This is a genomic window from Mycobacterium sp. SMC-17 (genome assembly GCF_045310915.1).
GTDB lineage: Bacteria > Actinomycetota > Actinomycetes > Mycobacteriales > Mycobacteriaceae > Mycobacterium.
The window spans coordinates 1-26,985 of the sequence record NZ_JBJIAK010000026.1 but is presented as its reverse complement, the minus strand read 5'-3'; the positions used below and the strand labels follow the sequence as shown (position 1 = coordinate 26,985).

Sequence of the window (26,985 nt, the reverse complement as noted above, 5' to 3'; positions counted from 1 at the left end):
GCGATCTCGGTCTAGCGTATATGTGTGACTGCTGTCACGAGCGATGCGACGGCCGCCCACGAGGCGGCCGTTCAGCGACTGCTGGACAGCTATCGCGCCATCCCGCGGGGGGCGACGGTGCGGCTGGCGAAACCGACGTCGAACCTGTTCCGGGCGCGTGCGCGCACCAAGACCAAGGGGCTCGACGTCTCGGGGCTGAACGGCGTGCTGGCCGTCGACACCGAGAATCGCACCGCGGACGTGCAGGGCATGTGCACCTACGAGACGCTGGTCGCCGCGACGCTGCCGTTCGGCCTGGCGCCGCTTGTCGTGCCGCAGCTCAAGACCATCACCCTCGGGGGCGCGGTCACCGGGCTGGGCATCGAGTCGACGTCGTTCCGCAACGGCCTGCCGCACGAGTCCGTGCAGGAACTCGACATTCTCACCGGGGCCGGCGAACTGATCCGGGCATCACCGCACACCCACTCCGACCTGTTCTACGCCTTCCCGAATTCCTATGGGACGCTGGGCTATTCGGTACGGTTGCGCATCGAGCTGGAGCCGGTCCGCCCGTTCGTGAAGCTGCGGCACCTGCGTTTCCACCGGGTGGCCGATCTGGTGGACGAGCTGCAGCGCATCCTCGACACCGGCGGCCACGACGGTGTGCCGGTGGACTACCTCGACGGCGTCGTGTTCGGACCCGACGAGAGCTACCTGTGCCTCGGCATGAAGACCGGGACCGACGGCCCGGTCAGCGACTACACCGGTCAGCGCATCTTCTACCGCTCCATCCAGCACGACTCCGGTGAGCGGCACGACCGGCTCACCACGCAGGACTATCTCTGGCGCTGGGACACCGACTGGTTCTGGTGTTCGGCGGCCTTCGGCGCACAACGCCCACTCATCCGGCGGTTGTGGCCCCGCCGGTACCGGCGCAGCAGCGTCTACTGGAAGCTCGTCGGCCTCGACCAGCGCTTCCGGATCGCCGACCGGATCGAGCGCCGCAGCCTCCTGGCCCCGGAAAAGCCGTTGCGCGAACGGGTGGTGCAGGACGTCGAGGTGCCGGTCGAGCGCGTCGTCGACTTTCTCGAGTGGTTCCTGGCACGTGTGCCCATCACCCCGATCTGGTTGTGCCCCTTGCGGTTACGCGATGACACCCGCTGGCCGCTGTATCCCATCCAGCCCCACCGCAACTACGTCAACGTCGGGTTCTGGTCATCGGTCCCGGCCGGACAGGTGGCCGGTGAGACGAACCGCCTGATCGAGGACAAGGTCGACGAATGCGGCGGCCACAAGTCCCTGTACTCCGAGTCGTTCTATTCGCGTGAGGATTTCCACCGGCGCTACGGCGGCGCGGAGTACCAGAAGGTCAAAGACGTTTACGACCCCGAATCGCGGCTACTAGGTCTCTATGAGAAGGCGGTACAACGGCAATGACGACAACTGACGATCGAGGGACGACCGACGGCAAGCTGACGCTGGCCGAGGTCCTGGAGAGCTTCTCGAGTGGTCGGCTGCCCCTCAAATTCGAGGCGTACGACGGCAGTTCGGCCGGCCCCGAGGACGCCGAGCTGGGGCTGAGCCTGCTCACCCCGCGCGGCACCACCTATCTGGCGACCGCACCCGGCGATCTGGGCCTGGCCCGGGCCTACGTCGCAGGCGATCTCGCTGCGCTCGGCGTGCATCCGGGCGACCCCTACGAACTGCTCAAGGCGCTGGCCGACAAGGTGGAATTCAAGCGTCCGCCGATCCGGGTGCTGGCGAACATCGTGCGGTCCATCGGATTCGAACACCTGCTGCCGATCGCCCCGCCCCCGCAGGAGGCGCTGCCGAGATGGCGCCGGATGGCAGAAGGGCTGCGGCACAGCCGAATCCGGGATGCCGAGGCCATCCATCACCACTACGACGTCTCCAACGCGTTCTACGAACGGGTGCTCGGGCCGTCGATGACGTACACCTGCGCCTGCTACCCGCGGCCCGACGCCACGCTCGAGGAAGCCCAGGAGAACAAGTACCGGCTGGTGTTCGACAAGCTGCGCCTGCAGCCCGGCGACCGGCTGCTCGACGTCGGCTGCGGCTGGGGTGGCATGGTCCGGTACGCCGCCCGGCACGGTGTGCAGGCCACCGGTGTCACGCTGTCGGCGGAGCAGGCCGGCTGGGCGCAGCGCGCCATCGCCGACGAAGGCCTGGCCGATCTCGCCCGCGTCGTGCACGGAGACTACCGCGATGTGCGGGAAGGAAATTTCGACGCGGTGTCCTCGATCGGTCTGACCGAGCACATCGGTGTCGCCAACTACCCGGCCTACTTCCGGTTCCTACACGACCGGCTGCGCCCCGGCGGACTGCTGCTCAACCACTGCATCACCCGGCCGCACAACCGCGCCGGGAACATCGGCGGGTTCATCGACCGCTACGTCTTCCCCGACGGAGAGCTGACCGGCTCGGGGCGGATCATCGCCACCGCCCAGGATGTCGGGCTGGAGGTGCTGCACGAGGAGAACCTGCGCCCGCACTACGCCCTGACGCTGCGCGACTGGTGCGCCAACCTGGTGCGGAACTGGGACGAAGCGGTCGCCGAGGTCGGCCTGGCCACGGCCAAGGTCTGGGGCATGTACATGGCCGGTTCCCGCGTGGGATTCGAGACCAATGTCGTTCAGCTGCACCAGGTCCTGGCCGTCAAACTCGACGAGCACGGGGCCAACGGCGGGCTGCCGCTGCGGCCCTGGTGGACGCCCTGATCACTCCCCGATGGGGCGGGCGCCCAGCTCGCTCTTGAGCAGTTCCAGCGCCACCTCTTCGGGGTCGCGGCGGGGCACGTCCGTGCCGCGGTCGTTGGCGGCGTCGGCCAGCATGTCCTCTTCTTCGGCCCGCTCCACGGCGGCCTGCTGCTCGGGCGTCGGGGCCGCCGGACGCGGGGCTGCCGCCGCGGGCGCGGAACCGGCCGACGGGCCCCCGGCCGCACCCGCAGGTGCCGCACCGGCGTCGCACCGCACCCGCCAGTTCACCCCGAGGGCATCCTTGAGCGCCTCGCGGATGACGTCGGCGTTGTGCTGCTCGCTGAGGCGCCTCGCCAGCGGCGGGGCCGGGTGCGCCAACACCAAAGTGTCCGCCTCGATACCGCGGACCGTCGCCTCCATGAGCATGGCTTCCAGCGAGCGGCTGCGCATGCGGACCTTCTCGCGCACCGTCGTCCACATGGCGCGCACGGCGGCGGCATCGGGCTCACCGGGTGTCGCGGCGGCCGGCTGCACGGGCGCCGCCGCTGCCGGTGCGGCAGCCGGCGGGGCGACGGGTTCAGGTGATGTTTCACGTTGAACCGGCGCCGGTTCGGGCGCCGGACGCGGTTCGGGCCGCGGCGCCGGAGGTGCGGGCGGCGGTGTCGGCTCCGGTTCGGGTGCCGAAACCGATTGCGGGGCTTGACTTCTCCGCGTGAACTGCCGATTTCCTGCCGAACCCGACGGAGCCGGCGGAGCGCTCGGGGCCTCCGCGAACGACTCGGCGGCCGGTGCCGGGACCGGGGCCGCCACCGGAGCGGGACGCGGGGCAGCAACGGCCCCGCCCTCCGAAGCCGGGATCGACACGTTCATCCGGGTCTCGATGCGCTCGATGCGTTGCAGCAGAGCGGCTTCGGTGTCACTGGCCGACGGCAGCAGCAGCCGGGCGCACACCACTTCGAGCAGCAGCCGCGGTGCCGTCGCGCCGCGCATCTCCCCGAGCCCGGCGTGCATCACCTCGGCGTACCGCGTCAGCGTCGCGGTGCCGATCTGCGCGGCCTGGTCCCGCATGCGCTCCATGACGTCGTCCGGCGCGTCGACCACACCGCGGGCCGCGGCGTCCGGAACCACCTGCAGGACAATCAGATCCCGGAAGCGCTCCAGCAGGTCGGTGCCGAACCGGCGTGGGTCGTGCCCGGCGTCGATCACCGACTCCACAGCCCCGAAGAGCGCCGCGCCGTCGCCGGCGGCCAGCGCGTCGACGGCGCGGTCGATCAGCGCGAGGTCGGTGGCGCCGAGCAGCGACAGCGCCCGCTGGTACACGACGCGGTTCTGCTCGGCCCCGGCCAGCAGCTGGTCGAGCACCGACAACGTGTCACGCGGCGAGCCTCCACCGGCCCGGATGACCAGCGGGTACACCGCATCGTCGACCTGCACGTCTTCTTGCGCGCAGATCTTCTCCAGCAGGCCGCGCATGGTCTTCGGCGGCAGCAGCCGGAACGGGTAGTGATGGGTACGCGACCGGATGGTCGGCAGCACCTTCTCCGGCTCCGTGGTGGCGAACACGAAGATCAGGTGCTCCGGCGGCTCCTCGACGATCTTCAGCAGCGCGTTGAAACCGGCATTGGTGACCATGTGCGCTTCGTCGATGATGAAGATGCGGTACCGCGACTGCGCCGGCGCGTAGAACGCCCGGTCACGGAGTTCGCGGGTGTCGTCGACACCACCGTGGCTGGCGGCGTCGAGTTCGACGACGTCGATGTTGCCCGGCCCGTTGGGCGCCAGCGCCACGCACGAATGGCATTCGCCGCACGGATTGGCCGTCGGCCCCTGTTCGCAGTTCAGTGAGCGGGCCAGGATGCGCGCCGACGACGTCTTGCCGCAGCCGCGCGGCCCGGAGAACAGGTAGGCGTGGTTGATGCGGCCCGATTCCAGCGCGTTGCACAGCGGCTCGGTGACATGCTCCTGCCCGACTACCTCAGCGAAACTTGCCGGTCGGTACTTGCGGTAGAGAGCCACGGAAGAAGGCTACCGAGCGGGTCCGACTCGTGCTCTGGTGGATTCGCCATTCCGCGAAGCTGACGTGGTGGCGGAAAATCAGGCCGCAAATCGCCGTGCAGTCAGGCTCGGCGAACACGACCACCACGACTCGATTGACCCTGCGCCTGCGCACCCCGCTACTCGCACAACTGCGCCCTCAGTACAGAGTCAGCGTGGGGACGGCAGTGACACCCGTTGATCCTGACGCCACGGCGCACCGCTCTCGCACGAATGCGCCCTGGGTACAGGGTCAACGCATACAGCGCGCGGCAGGACCTCAGCCCTTCAGCAGCGCCTCGGTCGCGGCCAGCAGCGCGCACGTCGCCAAGCCGTCGATGGCGAGGCGCAGGTCCGGCAGCGGCGGGAACGAAGGCGCGATCCGGATGTTTTTGTCCTCCGGGTCCTTCTTGTACGGGAACGACGCCCCGGCCGCCGTCACCGCGATGCCGGCGTCCTTGGCCAGCGCCACGGTCCGCTTCGCGGTGCCCGGCCACACGTCGAGGCTGACGAAGTAGCCACCCTTGGGGTCGGTCCACGACGCGATCTTCGACGCGCTGAGTCGGTCGTCGAGAATCTCGGCGACGGCCGCGAACTTGGGCGCCATCAGCGCCTGGTGCCGCTGCATGTGCAGCCGCACGCCGTCGGCGTCACCGAAGAACCGGAGGTGCCGCAGCTGGTTGACCTTGTCCGGGCCGATGGTCTTCTTCTCGGCGTGCTGCAGGTACCAGGCGATGTTGCCGAGCGAGCCGCCGAAGAAGCTGACGCCGGCGCCGGCGAAGGTGATCTTGGACGTCGAGGCGAAGACGTACGGCCGGTTCGGGTTGCCCGCGGTGGCGGCCAGGCCGACGACGTCGACGTTCTGGACCGACTCGTGCGTCAGCGTGTGCACGGCGTAGGCGTTGTCCCAGAACAGCCGGAAGTCCGGTGCCGCCGTCTGCATCTGCACCAGCCGGCGAGTGGCCTCCCACGAGTAGGTGACGCCGGTCGGGTTACCGAAGACCGGCACGCACCACATGCCCTTGATCGCCGGGTCGGCGGCCACCAGCTCCTCGATGAGGTCGACGTCGGGACCGTCCTCGAGCATCGGGACCGGGATCATCTCGATGCCGAAGCTCTCGGTGATCGCGAAGTGCCGGTCGTAGCCGGGCGACGGACACAGGAACTTCAGGGCGGGTTCTTGCACCCAGGGGCGCGGCGAATCGACGCCGCCGTGCAGCAGCGAGAACACGATGACGTCGTGCATCAACTCGAGGCTGGCGTTGTTGCCGGCGATCAGGTTCTGCACGGGCAGGCCGAGCAGTTCACCGAAGATGGCCCGCAGCTCGGGCAGGCCGTGCAGACCGCCGTAGTTGCGGGTATCGGTGCCGTTGCCGTCCAGGTAGGAACCGGGGGTGTCTCCCGGCAGGCTCAGCATGGCGTTCGACAGGTCGAGCTGTTCTGCCGACGGCTTGCCGCGAGTCAGGTCGAGGGCCAGGTTGCGGGCCTGCAGTTCGGCGTAATTGCGCTGTTGCAGATCGTGCTGGGCCTGCAATTCGTCACGGCCGAGGGACAGAAACGACACGGCGCGCCTCTCGCATCAGATCGCGAAAACATAGGGGACCCCGCGCACCCGCCAGAGCCCGTTGACCCTTGCTGCCTTCCGGCCCTGGGGGAGTTCACAGGATGGACGCCGCGCGGGGTCCGGCCACGAGTGTAGTACCCACCCAGTGGCACACGAGTAGGGCGTCGGATCCGGGTCGGGTACCCTTGTCGACGGAGGATTCGCCTAGTGGCCTATGGCGCTCGCCTGGAACGCGGGTTGGGTTAACAGCCCTCAGGGGTTCAAATCCCCTATCCTCCGCACTCGGTCCGGGGTGCGACCAGCTGATCAGCCGGTCGCACCCCGGCCCACTATCAGAGCGAAAAACCCTCGAGGAGCAGTATGCGGCGGCCGGTAGCGATCATTTGGCACGCGTCGTTCCTCATCCTCGCCGGGCTGCTGTACTTCTTCTTCGCGCTGCCCCGGTGGAACGAGCTGACCGGCGACTGGTCGCACACCCTCGGCACCGCGATGCGCATCGTCTGCGGTCTGATCGTCGCGTTGTCGGCGCTGCCGGTCCTGTTCACCCGCCAGCGCACCGCCCTGCCGGAGTACGGCACCCCGCAGCTGGCGCTGACCTTGCGGACCTGGTCGATCGTCCTGCACATCGTCGCGGGCGTCTTGATCATCGGCGCCGCGATCAGCGAGATCTGGTTGACCCTGGATCAGGCCGGCACCTGGTTGTTCGGCATCTACGGCGGCGCGGCCGGCCTGGCTCTGCTCGCCGCCCTGGCGTTCTACCTGGCCTTCGTCGCCGAGTTGCCGCCTCCGCCGCCGGCGCCGCTGAAGGTCAACGACGGCAAGCGCCGCGGCCGCCGCAAGGCCGACAAGGGCGCCGATGAGGCCCCGGCCGTCGCCGCTGAAGTCGCGGAAGCCGGCGATGAGAGCGAGACTGACACCGAAGCCGAGGCCGAAGAAGAGGCCACGGACAAGGCCGACGACGACGCGGCCGAGACCACCGAAACCGGCGAGGCCGGTAACACCGAGGCCGCCGAAACCGATGAAGCGGCCAAGACGTCAGGCGAAGAGACCGCCGACACCAACGAGGACGAGGCTGAAGAAACGGCCACTGATGACGCCCCCGCCGGTAAGCTGCGCAACCGCCGCTCCGGCAAAGGCTCCGGCTTGTTCGGGCGCGGAGCCTAAGGGCCCAGTCACAGGGCCATCACCTCGCAGTCCGGAGGACAGCACATGGGCGGGTTCCGCTTCTGCCGTCGGCTCGGCACCGCGGCCGCCGCGGCAGCCGTTGCCGTGGCCACCATCAGCCTCGCACCCGTCACCCACGCCGACCCGTCCCCGGCCGCAGCCGCCGTCGAACCCGCGACCGCGCGCGTCGACACCGTCATCAACTACCAGCACGCCATCGGTGCCGGTACCGGCTTCGTCCTGGACTCGGGCGGCGCGCTGCTGACCAACTTCCACGTCGTACAGGGCGCCGACAAGGTGACCGCGACCATCGGTGGGCGGCCATACCGCGCTGACCTGGTCGGCTACGACCGGCACCGCGACATCGCGGTGCTGCAGCTGCGCGGCGCGGCCGACCTGCCGGTCGCCCCGCTGGGCGACTCGTCGGCGGTGGCCGTCGGCGACGAGGTCGTCGCACTGGGCAACGCCGACGGCAGTGGCAACTCACTGACCCACGAGGCCGGTCACGTCATCGGGCTGAACCGCACCATCACCGCCAAGGACGAGTTGACGGGCAGTTCCGAGCAGGTGACGGGCCTGATCCAGTTCGCGGCCCCGGTCCGCGCCGGCGATTCGGGCGGCCCGCTGGTCTCCGCCGACGGCCGGGTGGTCGGGATGACGGTCGCGGCGACGCTGAACTTCCACATGGGCCCGGGTGGCGAGGGCTTCGCCATCCCGATCAACGAGGCGCTGGCGACGGCCGCGCAGATCCGGGCCGGCGCGGCGTCGAACAACATCCACATCGGGCAGCCCACGCTGCTCGGCGTCGGCGTCGGCGGCACCGACGAGCACTCGCAGCTGCCCGGTGTGCTCATCCGCGACGTGATCAGCGGCGGCCCCGCGCAAATCGCCGGGATGGTCCCGGGTGACGTGCTGGTGAGCATCGACGCCGTCACGGTGAGCTCGGCGAGTGCGCTCACCAGCGTGCTGGACCGGCACTACCCCGGCGACGTCGTCGAGCTGTTCTGGATCGACCGCGCGGGCCAGCAGCACACCGCCAAGGCCGTGCTGACGTCCTGACACGTAACTTTCTGGCAAAAAAATCTACTAGTCCGTCAAAGTAGCTGGATACCGGCACTAAGCGGGTACCGCGCGTGATGGCTATTTGCCACGGCCCCCTGACGTGCCGAAATGCGGTTTTGCCGACTGACGAAGCCCTTGGCGGGGACACCATCGCGAGTTAGATTGGCGACACATTCACCTGCAAATGAGCCTTCGGTCACAGCTGTTCACGCGGCGGTTACCCGGTCAAAGGGAGTAGCCCAGTGGTCCACCTCTACGTGGAGGCGTACACAGCGATATGGGCTGTGGTGACCCTGGCGACGTATCTCCTCGGCCGCCGATTCAGCAACGACGAGCGACCCGACCACCAGGTCCTCACGAGCGTGCTGGCCGGAGCCATGTGGCCCGTCGTCGTGGTCGGACTCCTGGAGGCGTTCACCGTCGCATTGATGTCCGGCAGCCACGCATGGCGCGACCCGGCGCCCGTGGAGCCGGCCTGCGTCGCTCCCGTCGCGCCACTGCCGTAGTACTCAGGCCGCCGTACTCACGCCACCCCGCGCAGGTGGGACGCAGACGCCCCGATGGTCGCCTCATCCCCGCCGATCATGGTGCGCAGCAGGGCTTTCTGCTCGCGTAGCCCGCGGTCTGCCGCGCGGTCCGAACCGCCCGGCAGCACCAGCGCCGCGATGCTGCGCACGCCGTTGACGGGGATACGGAGCACCGGGTACCACGGCGGCATGTAGGACGGCAGCCCCAGCGTGCGCATCACCCGCGGGCCCAGGAAGGCCGTCGTCACCGACAGGTGCTGCGCCCACGCCAGCCGCCGGCGAAGGCCCGTCGCACCGCGGTAATGCCAGCTCAGCGGGTCACGCGCCATCGGTACCGACAGCTGTTTGGTGGTCTCGTCGGAGACCGCCAGTGCGGTGGACGTGTGATAGAGGATGCGGACGCTGTCCCGGAAGGACCGTGGCAGCCACTCGTCCTGCACGCCCATCAACCAGCCGACGTAGCGCGTGAGGTGCGCGATGGCGCTCAACTCGGCGGGTGTGGCCACGATGCCCATGGCCAGGCCACCGAGAACCGGCGCGATCAGGGCGCCCACCAGCGTGGCAGCCATGTCGGTCTGATTGACCGGCAGGCCCCACTGCTCGGCGCGCCAGTCCGGCATCGCCTGCACATGCCGTCGCACCATGGCGTGTACGAAGCGGACGCGGATGGTGGACCGGTATCCGGAACCGAACTTCTCCAGCCCGCCGGCGTCGATCACGTCGAGCGCCCACTGCATGGTTTCGGCGAACCGCTGGTTGGAGCCCTTTTCCAGGGCGCCGGTGCGCAGCAGGGTCTGGTTGAAACCGGAGAACTGGTAGCCGCCCAGCAGCGCGACGTCCCGGGCGATGTACATGCCGTCGGCACCGCCCCGGCGCAACGTGCGCTGTCCGATCCGCAGCGCTTCAGGGTCGACCCAGTCCGGGGTCGCCTCGACCTCTTCGAAGAACCGGCGCAGCGGCTCCGGCGCCTCCGGAACGGTGGCGATGCCGTCGGTGAGCGCGCGGTCGAACAGCGGCCGCAGCTGCTTCGTCCCCTGCTCCGACATCCAGGCGACCAGGGCATCCATGGGTTCGTCGCCCACATTGAGGCGTTCGCCCAGCCGCTGCCACTGCGTGGCGTCGGGCTTCCCGATGGCCAGCATCGTGGCGAACGAACCGATCGCCGCAGGTACCGGTTGCGGCCGGTCGGGATGACGTGCCGGGATCGGCAGGGACATCGCGCGCACTCCTTGTCACCGTTGACAACGTATGTAGTCAAAACTAGGCGGTACCGAGGGTCTCGTCAATGGCAAATGGGGCACGAGCGCATAGGCTGGCCCTCATGTGGCGGGGAGAACAGTCCAAGCATCAGCGTCGGAACACAGTGGCAGCCGCGATCGCGGCGCTCGGGATCGGCGTCGCCCTCGGCGGGGCACCGGTCGCGGCGGCGGCCGACGCACCCGACCTGGTGGCCATGACGGCCATCGACGACATCGCCGCGGGCAACTACGCCGCCGTCACCGCGCGGTTCGATCCGGAGCTGCAGAAACGGTTGTCCCCCAAGGCATTACAGCAGGTGTGGGACGGCTACCAGCGCACGTTCGGGGCGTACCAGTCGCACGGCGGCCCCGAGGACACCGCGCGCGGCGACCTCACCGTGGTGAACGTCCCGCTGCAGATGGACCGCATGCCCGGCCAGTTCCGGGTGAAGATCCATCCCGACGGCACCATCGCGGGCGTGTACTTCCTGCGCGAAGGTGTGCCGGTCCCCTGACCGTCACGCCCGCCGGGGGTCGATCAACGTGACTCCCACCGGGCTGGCGGCGCCGAACTCCGGCAGCAGGCGCGCGCCTTCGGCGAGCCCCACCACCCGCTCGACCAACGCCTGCGGGCGCAGCTTGCCCGCCGCGACCTGGTCGAGCATCTCGGGGTAGTCCGCGCTGGCCATGCCATGCGACCCCAAAACATCCAATTCCCAAGCGATTACGCGATCCATGGGCACCTGCGGATGCCCATCGACGTTGGGTAGCAGGCCCACCTGCACGTGGCGTCCCTGCCTGCGCAGGCTGTGGATCGCATCGGCGCACGTCCCCGCGGTGCCCACCGCGTCGACCGCGACATGGCTACCGCCGCCGGTGATCTCGTGCACCGCTGGCGCCACCTCGGCGCCGTTGGCGAGGACGGTCTCGGCGGCACCGAGGCTGCGCGCGAGTTCCAGTGCCGCCGGGGTGCGGTCGACGGCGATGACGTTGGCGCCGGCGGCGGCCGCCACCTGGACGGCGCTGAGGCCCACGCCCCCGACGCCGATCACCGTGACCCACTCGCCGGGCTTGACGTCGGCACGGGCCCGCAGCGCGCGGTAGGCGGTGGCGAACCGGCAGCCCAGCGCAGCCGCTGCGGCATCATCGATATCTTCCGACACCGCAACGAGATTCGTGTCCGCCGCGTGCAGCGCCACGTATTCACCGAACGAGCCCCAGTGGGTGAAACCCGGCTGGGTCTGGTCGGGACACACCTGCGCCTGGCCGCCGGCACACCATTCGCAGGTGCCGCACCCGCACACGAACGGTGTGGTGACCCGGTCACCGACCCGCCAGCGCCGGACGTCGGCGCCGACGGCGACCACTTCTCCGACCAGCTCATGCCCCGGCACGTGCGGGAGGGCGACGCCGTCGTCGTGCCCGGCCCAGGCGTGCCAGTCGCTGCGGCACAACCCGGTCGCGTGCACTTGCACCACGACACCGCCGGGCGACGGCGTCGGGTCGGCAACCGACCGGACGTCCACCGGCCCACCGAATTGCTCGAAGATCACCGCGCGCATCAGGTCATCGTTGCACGCCCCGGACGCGCCGGAGGCACAGCGGCGAGCAACGCGCGCGTGTACTCATGCTCCGGGTGCGCGAACAACTCGGCGGCAGAGCGGTATTCCACCGTTTCGCCGCCGCGCAGCACCAGGACGTCGTGGCTCATCCGCTCGATCACGGCCAGGTCGTGGCCGATGAACAGGTAGGTCAGACCACTTTCCTGCTGCAGTCGCGTCAGCAGGTCCAGCACCTTGGCCTGCACCGAGACGTCGAGTGACGCGGTGGCCTCGTCGAGGATCAACAGCTCGGGCGCCACGGCCAGCGCCCGGGCGATGTTGACGCGCTGCCGCTCACCGCCCGACAGTTCGTGCGGATACCGTGCCGCATAGTCCGCCGGCAGCTCGACGGAGGCGAGCAACTCACGCACCCGCGCGCGACGCTCCTTGGCCGCGCCCGCCACGGGCTCCGCGATCGAAAGACCCACCGGGATGCGGGGATTCAGCGACGAGAACGAATCCTGGAAGACCAGACCGATCCGGCGGCGTACCGCCTTGCGGTCGCGGCGCTTGACCGTCAGCACGTCGGTGCCGTCGAGGAGTGCGCGGCCGCCGTCGGGCGCGACCAGACCGGTCAGCGCGGCCGCCACGGTCGACTTCCCCGAACCCGACTCCCCCACCAGCCCGAGCGTCGTCCCCCGGCGGATGCGGAACGACACGTCCTTCACCGCGTGGACCACCGTCCGGCCCGTCGGCGTGCTCACGGGAAACCTGACATCCAGATCGGAGACGTCGAGCAGTGTCGCGGTGTCCGGGACCTCGCGGGCAGGATGCCCCAAAACCGGCCTGGCATCGAGCAATTCGCGGGTATAGGCCTGCTGCGGCGCATCGAAGATCGCGTCGACCGGTGCCTGCTCGACGGCCTCGCCGCCGCGCAGCACGGTGACGGTGTCGGCGACCTCGCCGATCACCCCGAGGTCGTGACTGATCCACACCACGGCGGTACCGAACCCGCGCTGCAGTTCCCGCACCAGCTCGATGATCTGGGCCTGTGTCGTGACGTCGAGGGCCGTCGTCGGCTCGTCGGCGATCAGCAGTTCGGGGTCGCAGGCCAGGGCGATCGCGATCATCACCCGCTGACGCTGGCCGCCCGAGAGCTGATGCGGATAGCTGCGCAGCCGCCGTTGCGGGTCGGGCAGGCCCACGGCCTCCAGCAGTTCCAGGGCGCGCACCGCGGCGTGCCGGCGGGTCACCTGCTTGTGTGTTTCAAGAGATTCGGTGATCTGCCGTTCGATGGTCAGCAGCGGGTTCAGCGAGGTTCCGGGATCCTGGAAGACGAACCCGATCCGGCCGCCGTGCACGCGCCGCAACGTCCGCGCCGGGGCGCTGACGAGTTCCTGTTGTCCGGCAAGGGCACTCGAGCCGGTCACGATCGCGCCGGGCGCGTCGAGCAGCCCGGTCGCGGCCAGCACCGTCGTCGACTTGCCCGAACCGGACTCGCCGACGATGCCGAGCGTCTGCTCGGGCTCGACCGCCAGTGAGACGCCGCGCACGATGTCGCGACGCCCGATCCGGACGGCCAGATTGTCGACCGACAGCACGCTCATGAACGCCGCCGCGCCTCGATCATGGTGCGCTGCTTGGGATCCAGGACGTCACGCAGCCCGTCACCGAGCAGGTTGCACGCCAGCACGATGACGACGATCGCCGCGCCGGGGAACACCGCCATCCACCAGGCCAGGCTGACGAAGCCCTGCGAATCGAAGATCATCCGGCCCAGTGACGGCTGCGGCGGCTGGATGCCCAGGCCGAGGAAGGACAGCGCGGCCTCGGACAGGATGGCGAACGCCAGTGACAGCGAGGTCTGGACGATGAGCGGACCGGTGATGTTGGGCAGGACGTGCCGGCGCAGGATGTAGGCCGTCCCGGTCCCCATGGTGCGCGACACCGCCACGTACGGCTCCTCCCGCACCGCCAGGGTGCTAGCCCGTGCCACCCGCGCGAAGATCGGCACGTAGACGATGCCGATCGCGGCGATCGTCGTGCCCAAGCCGGGCCCCAGCACCGCGACGATCGCCATGGCCAACAACAGCACCGGGAACGCGAACAACACGTCGACGACCCGCATCACCACGGTGTCCAGCCAGCCGCCGCGGTACCCGGCCATGACGCCCAGCGCTGTGCCGACCACCGCCGCGCACGCCACGCTGACCACCGCCACCGTCATCGACGCCTGCAGGCCGGTCAGCACGCGGGACAACACATCGCGGCCCAGTTCGTCGGTGCCGAACCAGTGCGCACCGCTCGGCGGCCGCAGCGCCTGCGGTACGTCGACATCGTTGATGCCGTACGGCGCGAGCCGGCCGGCACCCACGGCGACGACCACGGCAGCGGCCACGACGGCGGCGCTGACCACCGTGACGGGATTCGTGGGCAGCCTCATGACAGCCGAATCCGCGGATCGACAACTGCATACAGCACATCCACCACCAGGTTGACGGCCAGGAACAGGACCGCGATGAGCAGCACCGCGCCCTGGATCACGGGATAGTCGCGCGCGGCCACCGACAGGTAGACCAGTCGGCCCAGGCCCGGCCACGCGAACACCACCTCGACCACGATGACACCGCCGAGGATCGTCGCCAGCTGGATACCGGTGATGGTGAGGATGGGAACCAGGGCATTGCGCACGACGTGCCGCAACGTGACCACCCGCGGCGGCAGGCCTTTCGAGCGCGCGGTGCGGACGTAGCCCATGGCGGACACCTCCAGCACCGCGGAGCGGACGTAACGCGTCATGATCGCCGCGGCCACCAGACCCACGGTCAGGCCCGGCAGGATCACGTGGCGCAACCAGCCCGTCGGATCGTCGAACAGCGGCCGGTAGCCCGATGTCGGCAGCCAGCCCAGTGTCGTGGAAAACAGCGAGATGAGCAGGATGCCCAGCCAGAAGTCCGGCACGGACACCCCGAATTGGCTTGTGACCCGGACGATCACGTCGCTGAGCCGGCCCTCGTGCGACGCCGCGTAGATGCCGGCGGGCAGCGCGATCGCCAGAGCCAGGACGATGCCGACCACGGCCAGCGAGACGGTGGCGGGCAACCGCTCGGCCAGCACCTGGGCCACCGGGTCGCCGCTGCGGAAGCTGACGCCGAGATTGCCCGTCGCGGCATGGCCGAGGTAGCTGAGGAACTGGGCAGGCAGTGGCCGATCCAGACCGCTCGCGTGACGGAGGGCGTCGTACGCCTCGGGTGTGTACCGCGTCCCCAGGGCGATGCGCACCGGGTCACCGGGAACCAGATGAGCCAGGGCGAACACCACGATGAGGACGCCCACCAGGACCACCAGTGAGTAGGCGAGCCGACGGGCCAGGAACCGCAGGATGGTCATGGCCGGTCACCGCCGAGTACCGCGTCCCGGAACCGAATTGCCTTGTCGCGCCTGGCCTCATAGCCGGTGAGCCGCGGTGACCAGGCCTGGACCACCGCGGGGTTGTACAGGTAGAGGTAGCTCACCTGGTCCGCGATGAGCGTCGCCGCCCGCGCGTAATCCTGTTGCCGCACTTGCTGATTGGTCTGGGTACGACCGGCGTCCAGCAGTGCGTCGACGCGCGGGTCCGAGAATTTCTGGGCATTGCTCGCACCCCCGGTGTGATGCTGCGCGTAGTAGAAATCGTCGGGGTCGATATTGCCGAGCCAGCCCATCATCAGCATGTCGAAGTGACCGCTGTGCTGCTCGTCGAGCCACGTCCCGAAGTCGACGGTGCGGATGGTGACCCGGATGCCCAGCGGCGCGAGGTTGTCGGCGATCACCTGGGCGGCGGTCACCGTCTGCGGGTACTCGCTGGTGACCAACAGGTCCATGGCGGACGGCGCCGAGCCGGCGTGCCGCAGCAGCGATTTGGCGTGGTCGATGTCGTAGCGGTACTTGTCGTAGGGCGTGTACCACGGATTGCCCTGCGGGATCGCGAGCTGATTGGCCTGCGCCGCACCGTAACTGGTGGCCTGCACGATCGACGCCCGGTCGATCGCGTAGGCGATGGCCTGCCGCACCCGGACGTCCTGCCACGCCGGCCGGGCTTCGTTGAGGGCCAGGTACCAGTAATCGTTGCTCGGCGTCACCGCGAGGTGGATCGAATCATCGCCGCGCAACTGGGCGACCCGCTGCGGTGGCACCGCGTCGGTCCAGTCGATCTCACCGGCCTGCAGCGCCGACAGCGCCGTCGAGGGCTCGCTGATGAAGCGGAACGTCACGCCCGGAATCCGTGGCGCCGGCCCAGTAGTGCGGATTTGCGCGCAGCGTGATTGCATCACCGCCGCGCTGGCTGACGAAGGCGAACGGCCCGGTGCCGATCGGGTGGCCGGCGATCTGCCCGTCCTCGACGTTGCGGCGCTGCACGATCGCCACACCCTTGAACCCGCCGAGGTTGGTCAGCAGATTGGGGGTCGGGTGCGACACCGTGATCCGGACCGTGTGGTCGTCGGCCGCGGTGACGTCGGTGACGGCACTGAGCTTGTCGGCGTTGGCGAGCTTGCCGTCGATGATCCGGCGGTAGGAGAAGACGACGTCTGCGGCGGTGAGCGGGCTGCCGTCGTGGAACGTCACCCCGGGCCGCAGGTGGAACGTCCAGGCGCGTTGATCAGGCGAGACGTCCCACGACTGCGCGAGGGCGGGCCGCATGGTCAGGTTGGCGTCCGGCTCCACGAGGGTGTCGAAGACGTTCTCGAGGACCTCGAACGAGAAGTACGCGCTGGTCTTCTGCGGGTCGAGTTGGTCGGGCTCGCCGGAGATCGCCGCGATCAGGTATCCCGCGTCCTGGCCCAGGTCAACGCGTTGTGCGGGCGCGCAGGCCCCCGCCATGACGACGGAAACGACGACGAGCACGGCTGCAACCAGTCGCATGTCCGTCACTTCCGTACCGGGGCCGGCATGAAGCGGAGGCCGGCGCACTCCTGCGGCCCCTATACCCGGCGGCGCACCGGTTCACACCTGGAACAGCGATATGTGCAGTTCAGGGTGCGGAGGGATATCGAACTGAGCTACGATGCCCGCGGACGTTTTCTTCCTAACGTCCTGCTCTACATGAGAGAAGTTGGTATATGCCACAGGGAACTGTGAAATGGTTCAACAGTGAGAAGGGCTTCGGCTTCATCACTCCCGACGACGGCTCCAAGGATCTGTTCGTCCACTACTCGGAGATCCGTAGCAACGGTTTCCGTACCCTCGACGAGGGCCAGCGGGTCGAGTTCGAGGTCGGTCAGGGCAGCAAGGGCCCGGCCGCAACCGGAGTCACCGCGGTCTAACTAAGCCCGTAAAGCTCAGTGGGCTGGTGTGGAGCATTTCGCACCAGCCCACAACTCTTTCTTGACACTGTCGACGGATGCTCCGCGTCCTGACCTGAGCATCCGCTCGACAGCACGCACGGGTTTCTTCGGCCCATTGCCGGTCGACCCGCGCGCTTCCTAGAGCCACCCGAGCGCACGCGCGCCGTTGTGGAGCACCATGGCCCCGATGACGACCATGATCGCCGCCATCAGCGCGGCGTTGTTCTTCTCCATCCAGTCTTTGAGCCGCCGCATCGTGTCATCGAGTCGGGCACCGGCGATGGCGTAGGCCAGTGTCGGGATCGCCACCGTCGACGCGGCGACGATCACGAAGAAGGCCGCGGCCAGCCAGTCACCCTCGATGCCGAGCCCGGCGGTGCCGATCGCCAATCCGGCTGGCACACAGATCAATACGACGTCGGGGCGCACCACGACCAGCGCCACACCCATCGCCGCCGCGCGGGCCGGCGTGACGGTCGCGATCTTCTTCATCCAGCCCGGTGAATCCGTGCTGTTGTGCCGGGTGAACCAGCGATAGATGCCGAAGATGATGAGCGCGGCACCCAGCACCACCCGCAGCCACGAAGCCCACTCGGGCGGCGACTTGTGGCCATGGTGCGCGCCGCTGAGCAGATGCGAGGCCTGCACGCACACGGCCGTCACCACCGCCAGGCCGACGGCCCAGCCGGCGAGGAACGCCAGCCCTGTCGGCCGGGGACGCGGCGCCTGCAGGACCAACACCGCCGGGATGACGGTGATGGGCGACAGTGCCACCACCAGTCCGAGCGGAACCAGCCCGGTCAACACGGTGCCCCAGCTTCCAGTCATGGGCAGCAATCTACCCAGTGGAATCGCCCGGGGCCGCCACGATCGTCAATATGCGTCGACGTTCGATTTCAGCGAACTTGTTCGGCGATTTCTGGCAACTAAACGGCACGCACCGGTAGGTTGCCAGTTACTAGGCGATATTCACACTGAGGAGGTGGCATCGTGCGACGACAGCAAAATATTTCAGTTGGCGTCAGCGACTCATCGGGACACCAGGTGAATACCGGTTTGTGGCGCGGAAAGCCGGTGCGGTACCTCGCCCTGCTGGCGCTGCTGATCTCGGGGACGGCGCTCGGCTGCGGCACCGACGATCTCCAGGCGCTGCCGAGCCCGCAAGGGGCGGCCCACACGTGTTCCCCGTGACCACCGCGCCCTAGGACCCCTTGAGGTCCCGGTCCTTGCTCGGCTGCACCCGCTTCGGCTCACCCGGCATCTTGGGATAGTTCGGTTCTCCGGGTAGTTCAGGGCTGTGCGGTTGCGTGCCTCCCCCCTGGATCATTAATCGGTGTCCGATGAGACCCACGAGAACAGCCGTGTTTGCTGACGACGCAGGGGTGCTTAGATCAAATGCTCGCACGTGAAGACATGCAGGCGTACTCCAACGGCCCTTGCGCTTGGCTTAACCGCATTAGGAACTAGTTGCGCATTCTCCATGGAACTAGCCGTCGATGATGATCTGATCTACCAGCGCTTTCTTCCAGTTCTGCGTGTGGGAGGGACGAGCAGCAGCGTCGGGACTGCCCCCGGATCTGTAGGCGACCGCATTGCAGACCCGTAAGAGTCGCCGAGAACTACCGCGGTCCCTCAGCCAAGGGTGGCCATCCCGGATCACGCGCTCCAGCAATCCATTCGCCTTCTGAATTGAGGGTGAAAAGCCTCCAGCCGCGTGTACCGAATGCCGCCCGGCGCAGTCGGGCCTCAGCCAGCCGGGGTCGTACCACGCTGCGGCCATCGGGGCCGAACTGCGTCACCATGCTCTCGACGTCTAGGTAATGGCCCCATTCCATTGCTTTGTAACGGTATTCGAGAATCTCAATCCGGTTCGAGTCTTCGATCTGCTGCCAGAACCAACCGAAGAACTCGCGCACCCGCGTGGAATACAGCGCGATCACCTCAACGATGTCGATACTTCCGCCCTGGTGCGACTCGACGAACTGGCGACCCTTCGATCTCCACCCGTCCCAGTTCAGCAAGACATCGGGGTCGACCGCGACGGTGTTGCGCATCGCTGAGGGTCCGCCGGGCTGCCCCGTGATGGAACCCCAGCTGGTGGACATCGACATTTGCGGGATGGCGTAGTGCATGGAGTAGTTGCGCAGATCGATCAGGAACACAACCGGCGGGTCGTCGAACAGCTCCTGGATCTTTGGCGCCCAGACGGTGGTCTCCCAGATGGTCTGCTTGTCGCCGGGATCGCGCCGGTCTGGCCAGATCTTGCGGTGGATGACCCGCTGCACGTCACGCAGCGTCGCGATTGCGGCCAGGTAGTTGTGCAGGAGCCGGGCGGCCTCGGCGGCGAAGTCGTCGGGAAGTTCGCTGACGAACATCGGCGTGTGGACGAATTGCCCGAGGTGGTTTTCAATCTGAGCACTGTTCCCGCTGAGGACCATCGACGCGCGGTTGAGGGACTCAAACCAGTCGCGGTAGGCCCTGCCGGGCAGCGCATCGAGGTGGGCGTTACGCGCGTCCATCTCCTCCCCGAACGGAGTTGTCCAGCTTGTCTGCGCGTCGCTGTCAGTCACCAACGAGACAAGCTACCGGTGGCCGCATGACGACAGGGCGGATTCGCGCGCGATGCTGGACGTGCGTCGCCGTGGCGGATCATCGGTGCCGGTGGAATGCCTCGATCAAGCGGCGGCTCAGGATCCCACCGACCTCAGGAGCACCGACGTCGAGCACGGTCACCGTCACCAGTTCGTCGGGCTCGACTTGTAGCGGCTGGTCCGACAGCTTGAGAAGTTGTGCCGAGATCCGCGGCATATCGGACACTTTGCCGATCGACAAGGTGCTTACCGGTGCGACACCCACGGCGATCGCGACGTGCGGTGAAGAGATCGCTCGCGTATGGCCGATTAACCGCAGCATGCTCGCGATCTGAAGGGGTAGTTGTGTGGGATCGAGAATCGCGCCAAGCCCGTCGCGGGGTAACGACGCCCACGCCGACACTTGGCCGCTATTGCTGATGCGCAGTCCCAGCGTTCGTCCCTCAGCGGCGGAATTCCACCCTGTAGGAGGGTCGTCCCCGAGCACCAGATAGATCGCATCCTGCGCAGTGCGCGTATCCAAGCCGGCGCGCTCATCAACCAAACCGCTACGGCGCATGCGGCCAGCCAACGCATCCCCCACTTCAGCGAGTGCCCGCGCCGATAGCGGAGCGGCAGGCGACGGAAGCACATGGACTTCGAGCGTGGCCCGAGAGAGTTGTTGTCCCTGACCTCCCAGCGCAAATTGGTTGCGCCACTGGATAACCGGCGCCTCGGTCATTGCTGCGAAGCTCAGCGTCCCGCTGGTCTCGGCAAGTTCCCGGATCTTGCCCGCCACCTTGGTCTGCAACTCCGCGGTGGAGCTGAACGTGTCGCGAAACATGCCTGCCCCGTAGTCTTCGATCTCCGCGACGAATGCAGCCTGGTCGGCATCCAGTTCGACGTCCGCCTTGCGGTAGACCACGCGCGGCATTCCTGCCGCCGTGGCAGCCATCCATTCATCGTGGGTGGCGGACTGTCCGGTGTCTTCGAAGACATGGCCGTAATGAGGCCCGACGAGCAGCACGTAGACGTCGGAGCTTTGGACTCCCGCCAGGCACGCTTCCCGGCTCGGCACTGTCTGCGCAGTGAAGTCCTCAAACCGGACCGGCGTATGACCGATCGCGGTGATCAGCCCCGGGAGGGCGTCGCGCTCCTCTTCAAGCCCACGCCGGACGCTGCTGATGAACACCCTCATTCAGATCCTCCCTTCATGACCGCCTGCCGCGCGGCGGAGACAAACTCCTCCCAGCGCTCTCGTTTGGCCTGGTCGTCGAACATGGTGTCGATGCCGACGCTCACCGAGGACCGACCGAAGCCGATCTCGATTTCCAGTGGCGTGAAGTCTTCGTAGAAGTCTCCGATCGGTCCGACTCCGGAATGGTGGTACACCCGCACCACGGCGAAAGACGACGCGGTGCGCAGCGGCAGCATGCGAGCAGTCAGCGTCTTCGGATCGGCGGGCGGCTTTGAGACGGACCGGGGTTGTCGGCGCTGCCGGTCTTCGATTGCGTCGTAGCGCTCGGCGTCGAACGTCGCTTCGACTTGTGCCAGCCCGGACCGCGTGAACGCCCAGGTTCGCCAGGTCGCCGGAGCCTCCGAGTACTGGGCATGGGACGCCATGATCTGCTGGACGTCACCGACGAGGGCGGCAAGCGTCAGCATGACGACGTTAGGCGCAATTCTGGAGCCGGGAGCTGGGAAGTTGGCAGCAGTGGCGTGACGTATGGCCGTCTGCCACTGGGCCTCGGTGAGTTCCATGATCTCCCTCTGCTCGGATCTCCAACGCTACCGCCGGGTACCGACAGTTCCGCCCCCGCGCGACAGAGGGCCATACAGTGAGCCGATGTCCGACCTTCGCTACCAACGGGGCGCTGGAGACGCCGACGACCGTGCCACCGCGTCCGAACGCCCACCCGGCGCCTTTCTCACTCTCGGGCACGTCCTCGCCGGGATCGGCGCGGAACAAACCCCACCGATCGGCTTGGATGACATCCACCTAATCCGACACAGCTTTAAGACGGGCGACGCGAACGGACTTCGAGGCCCTGAAGACCTCACCGAGGAACGCGTCCGCGAGTACACCCGTGCTCAAGGCATCTCGGCGCGTCGGTTTCCCGCAGAACCTGCTCGCTACTGGGTCGTCCTCATCGCCGACGGCCAACGACGCTCACGCCTGTTCGGGACGTTTGAGAATCGTGGCGAGATTGTCGCCGAGCGAACGACCACCTACCGGTACTGGGATCTGCGACGCAGCACCTTTCTGGCACCCCTGGCCGATCGACTCGTGGTGGAGTGGGGCAACCCACGCGTCTGGCATCGCCGGGCAACAAACGCGGCCCACCTGCCCGTGCTGGAGATCGCCGACAGGGACAAAGTGCCCTTCCCTGGCTTCGACCGCGTACTGCTGACCCACCACGAACTCGGCGAGATGATCATCGATCATCGCTACGCCGACTGGCGCGTCGCGCTCTCCGAAGTCCAAGGGATTTATCTCATCACTGACTCTTCCAACGGTAGGCAGTACGTCGGCAAGGCCGACGGCGCCGAACGAATTCTGGGTCGGTGGATGTCCTACGCGCGTGACGGGCACGGCGGAAACGTCGCCCTGCGCGACCTCGCTTTCGGCAGCATCGGCGGCGACTCCGCAAAGGTCAGAACCGACCATGCGCGGCACTTCGTGTTCAGCATCCTGCGAGTGTTCGGCCCCAGCACGTCGTCGACAGAGGTGGACGCTGCCGAATCTCATTACAAGCGTGCGTTGATGACGCGCGAGTTCGGCCTCAACAGAAACTGAAAAATGTGTCGGCCGGTGCGAGCATGATGAGCCTATGTTTGGCCGGGCAGAACGCAATTACCCGAAGGCGCTGACCGCAGGCCCCGATCACGGCGATCAGGGCCTGCGCGATGGGTTGCGCTGGTTCATGGAGAAGGTTGCCGAGGTCGGAGGGGCGCCGCTGATCATCGCGCCCGGCCGAGCCAACGTAGACGGCAACACGTTGCTATCCACGTTCGTGAAGCGCACCGGGGTAACGGTGGCCACATGGCGCGGCCGGCCGCGTGACTGGCACGGTGGCCCTGTGCTGGCCGCCTGGCCGACACGGGAAAAGCTCGGCGAGATCGCGGACGATCCTCGGACGGCGGCGCTGTGCGTCGTCCCTTGGGTGAAAGGCGAAGTGGATGCATGGGCTGCTGCAGAATCGCCGGAACTTCTCGGCCCGGCGGCCGTCAACGAAAGTGCCGCGCTCGATCCGGTTGTTGTCGAAGGTCTGAAGACGCTCACCGCCATGGTGAACATGGGAAACAACCTCGCTGGGTCACTGGACCATCGCGACGCAGTGGCCGTCCTGCGAACGCTCAAGGACGGCGGCTATCGCCTTTCGCCGGACCCGATCTACTCCTGGGCGATCGGCAACGAGTGGGCCGCGCGTGGCGCCGAACGGCTGCGTGAACTCGCCGCTAAATTCGAGGCTGGGAAGCGGCCACTACTCAAGGGCGGCTACCCGTTGCGCTCTGACATCCTTGACGTTTGGCGACGCCAAGCCGGGCAAGACAGCTGAAGGCTGCGTACTCAGTCCAACTCTCAGGGTCTTGCAGGATTCGCCGTTCTGCGCCACTACTAAGCTGCACGGATAGCGTTGGCTACTCAGTTTTCTCTGGCTACGGATGTCCTTAGTAGTCAGTGGATTGACCTGGTTCGGGACGACACGCTGGCTCTGCTTCACCTTTAAGTGGGTCAGTGACCCGTCCCGGTGAGTCCGGAGACTGTTCTCGTTGAATCACCCTGCCTTCGGCTGGGTGCGTCTGTGATCGTAGTAGAGCTTCTCGGCGGCTTCGGGGGTGAAGTCGTCGAGGTACTCGTGCGGGCGTTCAGTGTTGAACCACACGACCCATTCGGCGGTCGCGAGCTCGACCTGGTTGACGTCACGCCACGGGCCTTGCCGGCGGATGAGTTCGTTCTTGAACGACCCGACGGTGGTCTCGGCCAGCGCGTTGTCCAGCGCGTCGCCGACCGAGCCGACCGAGGGATCCACGCCCTCGTCGATGAGCCGCTGGGTGAACGCCACAGACGTGTATTGACTGCCCGCGTCGCTGTGGGCGATCAGCCCATGCAGGCTGGTGCTGCCGTCCCGGGCGCGAGTGAAGAAGGCATGCTCGACGGCGTCGAGGACCAGGTCGGTGGTCATCGATCTGGCGGCCCGCCAGCCGATGATCCGGCGACTGTACGCATCGATGACGAACGCCACGTAGACGAACCCCATCCAGGTTGGAACATAGGTAAAGTCGGCTACCCACAACCGATTTGGTGCCGCCGCGTAGAAACACCGGTCGACCAGATCGGGGTAACGCACATGACTTTCATCGGCGGTGGTGGTCTTGTGCTTGGACCCATACCGAGCGCCCTCCCAGCCCTGTTCGCGCATGATCCGCTCCACGGTGCAGCGTGCGACGTCGTGGCCCTGGCCGCGTAGCCAGATCCACAACTTGCGCGACCCTAGTGTCTGGACGAACCGACCTTTCTTCTTGTCTTCCCTGGCCGCAGTGATGATCTCGACCAACTCGGCATCCCGGATCTGGCGACGCGTTGGGGTCTTGGCGATCCACTCGTAGTAGGTCGACGGACTGATCGGCACACCGTGCTCACACAGCACAGCGCACATGGGCTCGACACCCCAGCGCAGCCCGGCCCCACCGTCGGGGCCGGCCACCTGGTGGTACTTGTGTTCGGCGATGAACCGGATCACCGTCTCCCGGGCCGGTCGGTGAAAGTCGGCCCGGGACGCGGTGACAACCGTTGGGGCTGTTCCGTTTTCCCGGGCCGCTTCCCGAACCCGGCGTGCACCTTTCAATGCACCGGGCTCTCCACAAGACCCGGTCAGGCTGCTGTGGTGTCCTCCTCGTCGGTCGGCCAGGGCGAGGGAATGACCGCACCGCGGTAGCGGTAGCGGGTCGTGCCGATCTTCTCCAGATCGATCAGCACACGGTCCTCGGTGGCTGGCCACCAGCCGCCGCCGCAATATTGGCGGCGCAGGTCTTTCCAGGTCGACTTGCGGTGTTTTCGTCGGAGCCAGCGCCACACCGTCTGCCACGTGTAGTGACTGAGGTAGGAGAAGGTCGCCGAGGACACCCCGGCCCGGAAATAGCCCGCCCATCCCTGCAGCGTCGCGTTGATGCGGCGCAGCAGGTCATCGAGCGGCTGGTTGAGTTCAACTGTTCGGCGCAGCGTCTTGATCTTCCGTTTGACCGCCAACACGGCCTTCGTGGACGGATGAACGTAGACGTAGCTGCAGCTGGTGCCTCGTTTGCGGCGACGCTGGATGTGCCACCCGAGGAAGTCCAGCCCCTCGTCGATGTGGGTGATCAGGGTCTTGTCCGGTGCCAGACGCAACCCCATCGTCGCCAACACGGCGGCGATGTCCTCCTGTAGTGCTTCGGCGTGGGCTCTGGTGCCCCGCACCATCAGACACCAGTCGTCGGCATAGCGGACCAGCCGAAAGTTCGGCTGCCCGTGACGAAGTCGTCGAGCGCGCTCAACCGAGCCGGTGGCCGGACCACCCGGCAACCCGGCGATGTGTTCGTCGAGCACCGACAACGCCACATTGGCCAACAGCGGCGAAAGAATCCCACCCTGCGGAGTTCCGGCGGTGCTGTCCGCCAGCAGGCCGTCCTCGGTGAGGATGCCCGCCTTGAGGAACGCCTTCACCAACCCCAAGACACGGTTGTCACCGACGCGTCGACGCACCCGCCCCATCAGAGCGGTGTGGTCGATCTCATCGAAACAGGCCTTGATGTCTCCCTCAACAACCCAGTCATAACACCGGGGACGTGTTGCGAGATAACGCACTTCGGCCACCGCATCATGAGCGCGGCGCTTCGGACGGAAACCGTAGGAACACGGCAGGAAATCCGCCTCAAAGATCGGCTCCAACACCAACTTCAACGATGCCTGGACCACCCGATCGGCCACGGTGGGAATCCCCAAGCGGCGCAACGCACCACCGGTCTTGGGGATCATCCGCTCGCGCACCGGCAACGGGCGGAAACTGCGGTCCTTCAACTGCGACCGCAGTTCATCGAGGAACGCCTCGATGCCCTGCCCGGCAGTGATGGACGACGCGGTGCGCCGATCCACCCCGGCCGTGGCGGCACCCTTATTCCCGCTGACCCGATCCCACGCCACCAACACGAACGCGGGATCGGCGACGAGGTTGAACAGATCGTCGAACCGGCGATCAAGATCATCGCGTGCCCAACGGTGCAGCTTGGTCTGGATCTTCAGTACCCGTTGCCGCGCCAGCATCAGCGCCAACTCCAGCTCGTCGGTATTCACCGGCGACATAACTTCCTCTCCTGACCTTCCAGTTTCCGCACTGCATGTCTTGCTGGCCCCCTTCGCCCTGTGACCGCCTTTCTCGGTCTCCACGACGGGCACGTCACCGCCCGCGACTACTACGAGGCCTCCGCCCCACCCTGAAATGCGGTTCCTTGACTCCGAACCCGAGTCGTCACACCCGCCCCGACTGGCTGCCGGAAACGAAATGAGCGGTCCCGCAGGGTGGTTCCCACGTTCACCAGGTCATCGATTGGTCAGGGAGGCGCCCAGCTCTACTCCGGCAGCATCGCCACGGCTACGCCGCAGGCCTTCACCGTGGCCTCCCCACCGCTGGAACTAAACGGCTTCGGAGTCAAACCCCACCCGCTCGGGTTCGTGCACTGCACACCGGCCCATATCCACCAGATTGGAGCCGGCTTCGCGGTTACGGAGCGTCTGACACTGGTTCGCTTACGCTGCACCTTCTGACCTTGCTCGACAAGCCCGCACCGTCTGGCAGTGCCGGCACGGCTTGCCTTCTCGGGACCGCTTGCCACCGATCACCGTCGTTCCCGGCGATCGGCTGCCCCGATGCTTCCTCAGGCCGCTGCGACGACCCGAAGGAGACGGTCTCTCACCGCCTCTCGATATACCCAGCGCCTCGTGGCGCACAGCTCGGCCCCGAAGAAAATCGCCGCTGCTTTCAAGATCTCGTTGGCCCGACGCAGCTCGGCGATCTCCTTACGCAGCGTCTTGTTCTCCTCGGCCATCTGCGAGGTCACCCCCGGACGCTGGCCGGTGTCGACCTCCGAGCGACGGATCCAGGTCCGCAGCGTCTCTGGGGTGCCGATCCCCAACATGCCCGCGACCGCGGTGTGAACCATCCCGCGTTTGATGCGCACCTCCTTCCTTGGGAAGGTGCATGTCATGCCGAGCAAGTACGACCCGGAGA

Annotated in this window: 22 protein-coding genes, 1 tRNA gene, 1 other RNA gene and 4 pseudogenes; 11 read left to right on the top strand and 17 right to left on the bottom strand. The window is 67.3% G+C overall.

Going from position 1 to position 26,985, the window contains the following annotated elements; translation table 11 throughout:
- Positions 1 to 24: 24 nt before the first annotated feature.
- Together ACJH7A_RS17595 and ACJH7A_RS17590 are read left to right on the top strand one after the other, a co-directional pair.
- Positions 25 to 1,416: an FAD-binding oxidoreductase gene (locus ACJH7A_RS17595; RefSeq protein ID WP_406802435.1), complete on the top strand. Its 1,392-nt coding sequence runs from the start codon at positions 25 to 27 to the stop codon at positions 1,414 to 1,416.
- A complete protein-coding gene (locus ACJH7A_RS17590) occupies positions 1,413 to 2,717 on the top strand; it encodes a class I SAM-dependent methyltransferase (protein ID WP_406784009.1) in 1,305 nt (434 codons plus the stop codon). Before ACJH7A_RS17595 ends, ACJH7A_RS17590 begins: the two co-directional genes overlap by 4 nt.
- Here ACJH7A_RS17590 and ACJH7A_RS17585 read toward each other — a convergent pair whose 3' ends face one another.
- The 3 genes from ACJH7A_RS17585 to ffs form a co-directional block, all read right to left on the bottom strand.
- Positions 2,718 to 4,712 carry a DNA polymerase III subunits gamma/tau gene (locus ACJH7A_RS17585; protein WP_212807392.1) on the bottom strand — a complete coding sequence of 665 codons (1,995 nt, stop codon included), beginning with the start codon at positions 4,710 to 4,712 and terminating at the stop codon, positions 2,718 to 2,720.
- Positions 4,713 to 5,010: 298 nt separating this feature from the next.
- Positions 5,011 to 6,294 carry an aminotransferase class I/II-fold pyridoxal phosphate-dependent enzyme gene (locus tag ACJH7A_RS17580; protein WP_406784007.1) on the bottom strand — a complete coding sequence of 428 codons (1,284 nt, stop codon included), beginning with the start codon at positions 6,292 to 6,294 and terminating at the stop codon, positions 5,011 to 5,013.
- A gap of 28 nt (positions 6,295 to 6,322) precedes the next feature.
- An RNA gene (gene ffs / locus ACJH7A_RS17575) (signal recognition particle sRNA small type) lies at positions 6,323 to 6,419 on the bottom strand.
- Positions 6,420 to 6,487: 68 nt separating this feature from the next.
- Here ffs and ACJH7A_RS17570 point away from each other — a divergent pair.
- The 4 genes from ACJH7A_RS17570 to ACJH7A_RS17555 all read left to right on the top strand — a co-directional run bounded on the left by ACJH7A_RS17570 (position 6,488) and on the right by ACJH7A_RS17555 (position 9,026).
- Positions 6,488 to 6,573: transfer RNA gene (locus tag ACJH7A_RS17570), tRNA-Ser, on the top strand.
- Positions 6,574 to 6,654: 81 nt separating this feature from the next.
- Positions 6,655 to 7,458: a hypothetical protein gene (locus tag ACJH7A_RS17565; protein ID WP_346415857.1), complete on the top strand. Its 804-nt coding sequence runs from the start codon at positions 6,655 to 6,657 to the stop codon at positions 7,456 to 7,458.
- A 45-nt stretch (positions 7,459 to 7,503) separates the two neighbouring features.
- Positions 7,504 to 8,517: a S1C family serine protease gene (locus ACJH7A_RS17560; RefSeq protein ID WP_212807395.1), complete on the top strand. Its 1,014-nt coding sequence runs from the start codon at positions 7,504 to 7,506 to the stop codon at positions 8,515 to 8,517.
- A 245-nt stretch (positions 8,518 to 8,762) separates the two neighbouring features.
- On the top strand, positions 8,763 to 9,026 hold the full coding sequence (locus ACJH7A_RS17555; protein WP_406802434.1) for a hypothetical protein: 264 nt from the start codon (positions 8,763 to 8,765) through the stop codon (positions 9,024 to 9,026).
- Between the two features lie 17 nt (positions 9,027 to 9,043).
- Here the strand turns inward: ACJH7A_RS17555 and ACJH7A_RS17550 are convergent, their stop codons facing one another.
- Positions 9,044 to 10,264: an oxygenase MpaB family protein gene (locus tag ACJH7A_RS17550; protein ID WP_406802433.1), complete on the bottom strand. Its 1,221-nt coding sequence runs from the start codon at positions 10,262 to 10,264 to the stop codon at positions 9,044 to 9,046.
- Between the two features lie 104 nt (positions 10,265 to 10,368).
- Here ACJH7A_RS17550 and ACJH7A_RS17545 point away from each other — a divergent pair, with 104 nt between their 5' ends.
- The gene (locus tag ACJH7A_RS17545; RefSeq protein ID WP_406802432.1) at positions 10,369 to 10,800 is read left to right on the top strand and encodes a DUF3887 domain-containing protein; all 432 of its coding nucleotides are present in this window, start codon (positions 10,369 to 10,371) and stop codon (positions 10,798 to 10,800) included.
- A gap of 3 nt (positions 10,801 to 10,803) precedes the next feature.
- Here the strand turns inward: ACJH7A_RS17545 and ACJH7A_RS17540 are convergent, their stop codons facing one another.
- The 5 genes and pseudogenes from ACJH7A_RS17540 to ACJH7A_RS17520 all read right to left on the bottom strand — a co-directional run bounded on the left by ACJH7A_RS17540 (position 10,804) and on the right by ACJH7A_RS17520 (position 16,686).
- Entirely contained in the window at positions 10,804 to 11,847 is a 1,044-nt protein-coding gene (locus tag ACJH7A_RS17540; RefSeq protein ID WP_406802431.1) for a zinc-binding dehydrogenase, read from the bottom strand.
- Positions 11,847 to 13,433, bottom strand: coding sequence for a dipeptide ABC transporter ATP-binding protein (locus tag ACJH7A_RS17535; protein ID WP_406802430.1), 1,587 nt, complete (start codon positions 13,431 to 13,433; stop codon positions 11,847 to 11,849). The genes ACJH7A_RS17540 and ACJH7A_RS17535 overlap by 1 nt, the downstream gene beginning before the upstream one ends.
- A complete protein-coding gene (locus tag ACJH7A_RS17530) occupies positions 13,430 to 14,269 on the bottom strand; it encodes an ABC transporter permease (RefSeq protein WP_406802429.1) in 840 nt (279 codons plus the stop codon). Before ACJH7A_RS17530 ends, ACJH7A_RS17535 begins: the two co-directional genes overlap by 4 nt.
- The gene (locus ACJH7A_RS17525; protein WP_212807402.1) at positions 14,266 to 15,216 is read right to left on the bottom strand and encodes an ABC transporter permease; all 951 of its coding nucleotides are present in this window, start codon (positions 15,214 to 15,216) and stop codon (positions 14,266 to 14,268) included. Before ACJH7A_RS17525 ends, ACJH7A_RS17530 begins: the two co-directional genes overlap by 4 nt.
- Positions 15,213 to 16,686, bottom strand: a pseudogene (locus ACJH7A_RS17520) (ABC transporter substrate-binding protein). Before ACJH7A_RS17520 ends, ACJH7A_RS17525 begins: the two are co-directional and overlap by 4 nt.
- A gap of 239 nt (positions 16,687 to 16,925) precedes the next feature.
- Here ACJH7A_RS17520 and ACJH7A_RS17515 point away from each other — a divergent pair.
- Positions 16,926 to 17,129 (top strand): cold-shock protein, encoded by a 204-nt coding sequence (locus tag ACJH7A_RS17515; protein WP_020101067.1) that lies wholly within the window; start codon positions 16,926 to 16,928, stop codon positions 17,127 to 17,129.
- A gap of 159 nt (positions 17,130 to 17,288) precedes the next feature.
- Here the strand turns inward: ACJH7A_RS17515 and ACJH7A_RS17510 are convergent, their stop codons facing one another.
- A complete protein-coding gene (locus ACJH7A_RS17510; RefSeq protein WP_346415866.1) occupies positions 17,289 to 17,978 on the bottom strand; it encodes a GAP family protein in 690 nt (229 codons plus the stop codon).
- Positions 17,979 to 18,194: 216 nt separating this feature from the next.
- On the opposite strand from ACJH7A_RS17510, the gene ACJH7A_RS17505 reads away from it, so the two are divergent.
- Positions 18,195 to 18,341, top strand: coding sequence for a hypothetical protein (locus ACJH7A_RS17505; RefSeq protein WP_212807405.1), 147 nt, complete (start codon positions 18,195 to 18,197; stop codon positions 18,339 to 18,341).
- 10 nt (positions 18,342 to 18,351) lie between these two features.
- Here the strand turns inward: ACJH7A_RS17505 and ACJH7A_RS17500 are convergent.
- The 4 genes and pseudogenes from ACJH7A_RS17500 to ACJH7A_RS17485 all read right to left on the bottom strand — a co-directional run.
- Positions 18,352 to 18,441 (bottom strand): annotated as a pseudogene (locus ACJH7A_RS17500) (hypothetical protein); the annotation flags it as partial.
- Between the two features lie 328 nt (positions 18,442 to 18,769).
- Positions 18,770 to 19,720: a hypothetical protein gene (locus ACJH7A_RS17495; protein ID WP_406802428.1), complete on the bottom strand. Its 951-nt coding sequence runs from the start codon at positions 19,718 to 19,720 to the stop codon at positions 18,770 to 18,772.
- Positions 19,721 to 19,799: 79 nt separating this feature from the next.
- Positions 19,800 to 20,918 carry a DUF4062 domain-containing protein gene (locus tag ACJH7A_RS17490; RefSeq protein ID WP_406802427.1) on the bottom strand — a complete coding sequence of 373 codons (1,119 nt, stop codon included), beginning with the start codon at positions 20,916 to 20,918 and terminating at the stop codon, positions 19,800 to 19,802.
- A complete protein-coding gene (locus tag ACJH7A_RS17485) occupies positions 20,915 to 21,481 on the bottom strand; it encodes a hypothetical protein (RefSeq protein ID WP_406802426.1) in 567 nt (188 codons plus the stop codon). The genes ACJH7A_RS17490 and ACJH7A_RS17485 overlap by 4 nt, the downstream gene beginning before the upstream one ends.
- 85 nt (positions 21,482 to 21,566) lie before the next feature.
- Here ACJH7A_RS17485 and ACJH7A_RS17480 point away from each other — a divergent pair, with 85 nt between their 5' ends.
- Together ACJH7A_RS17480 and ACJH7A_RS17475 are read left to right on the top strand one after the other, a co-directional pair.
- Positions 21,567 to 22,517, top strand: coding sequence for a GIY-YIG nuclease family protein (locus tag ACJH7A_RS17480; protein WP_406802425.1), 951 nt, complete (start codon positions 21,567 to 21,569; stop codon positions 22,515 to 22,517).
- A gap of 34 nt (positions 22,518 to 22,551) precedes the next feature.
- Positions 22,552 to 23,280, top strand: a complete 729-nt coding sequence (locus tag ACJH7A_RS17475; RefSeq protein WP_406802423.1) for a hypothetical protein — start codon at positions 22,552 to 22,554, stop codon at positions 23,278 to 23,280.
- Between the two features lie 219 nt (positions 23,281 to 23,499).
- Here ACJH7A_RS17475 and ACJH7A_RS17470 read toward each other — a convergent pair.
- From ACJH7A_RS17470 to ACJH7A_RS17460, 3 genes and pseudogenes are all read right to left on the bottom strand, one after another.
- Positions 23,500 to 24,483: pseudogene (locus tag ACJH7A_RS17470) on the bottom strand (IS3 family transposase); the annotation flags it as partial.
- Between the two features lie 113 nt (positions 24,484 to 24,596).
- The gene (gene ltrA, locus ACJH7A_RS17465; RefSeq protein ID WP_406802441.1) at positions 24,597 to 26,051 is read right to left on the bottom strand and encodes a group II intron reverse transcriptase/maturase; all 1,455 of its coding nucleotides are present in this window, start codon (positions 26,049 to 26,051) and stop codon (positions 24,597 to 24,599) included.
- Positions 26,052 to 26,677: 626 nt separating this feature from the next.
- Positions 26,678 to 26,905 (bottom strand): annotated as a pseudogene (locus ACJH7A_RS17460) (transposase); the annotation flags it as partial.
- Positions 26,906 to 26,985: the final 80 nt, after the last annotated feature.

Bases quoted from the DNA above. Each gene is read 5' to 3' on its own strand.
- ACJH7A_RS17510 (WP_346415866.1), bottom strand. From the start codon at position 17,978: ATGACTGGAAGCTGGGGCACCGTGTTGACCGGGCTGGTTCCGCTCGGA.
- ACJH7A_RS17560 (WP_212807395.1), top strand. From the start codon at position 7,504: ATGGGCGGGTTCCGCTTCTGCCGTCGGCTCGGCACCGCGGCCGCCGCG.
- ACJH7A_RS17535 (WP_406802430.1), bottom strand. From the start codon at position 13,433: ATGAGCGTGCTGTCGGTCGACAATCTGGCCGTCCGGATCGGGCGTCGC.
- ACJH7A_RS17530 (WP_406802429.1), bottom strand. From the start codon at position 14,269: ATGAGGCTGCCCACGAATCCCGTCACGGTGGTCAGCGCCGCCGTCGTG.
- ACJH7A_RS17565 (WP_346415857.1), top strand. From the start codon at position 6,655: ATGCGGCGGCCGGTAGCGATCATTTGGCACGCGTCGTTCCTCATCCTC.
- ACJH7A_RS17475 (WP_406802423.1), top strand. From the start codon at position 22,552: ATGTTTGGCCGGGCAGAACGCAATTACCCGAAGGCGCTGACCGCAGGC.
- ACJH7A_RS17525 (WP_212807402.1), bottom strand. From the start codon at position 15,216: ATGACCATCCTGCGGTTCCTGGCCCGTCGGCTCGCCTACTCACTGGTG.
- ACJH7A_RS17550 (WP_406802433.1), bottom strand. From the start codon at position 10,264: ATGTCCCTGCCGATCCCGGCACGTCATCCCGACCGGCCGCAACCGGTA.
- ACJH7A_RS17480 (WP_406802425.1), top strand. From the start codon at position 21,567: ATGTCCGACCTTCGCTACCAACGGGGCGCTGGAGACGCCGACGACCGT.
- ACJH7A_RS17540 (WP_406802431.1), bottom strand. From the start codon at position 11,847: ATGCGCGCGGTGATCTTCGAGCAATTCGGTGGGCCGGTGGACGTCCGG.
- ACJH7A_RS17590 (WP_406784009.1), top strand. From the start codon at position 1,413: ATGACGACAACTGACGATCGAGGGACGACCGACGGCAAGCTGACGCTG.
- ACJH7A_RS17515 (WP_020101067.1), top strand. From the start codon at position 16,926: ATGCCACAGGGAACTGTGAAATGGTTCAACAGTGAGAAGGGCTTCGGC.
- ACJH7A_RS17485 (WP_406802426.1), bottom strand. From the start codon at position 21,481: ATGGAACTCACCGAGGCCCAGTGGCAGACGGCCATACGTCACGCCACT.
- ACJH7A_RS17545 (WP_406802432.1), top strand. From the start codon at position 10,369: ATGTGGCGGGGAGAACAGTCCAAGCATCAGCGTCGGAACACAGTGGCA.
- ACJH7A_RS17490 (WP_406802427.1), bottom strand. From the start codon at position 20,918: ATGAGGGTGTTCATCAGCAGCGTCCGGCGTGGGCTTGAAGAGGAGCGC.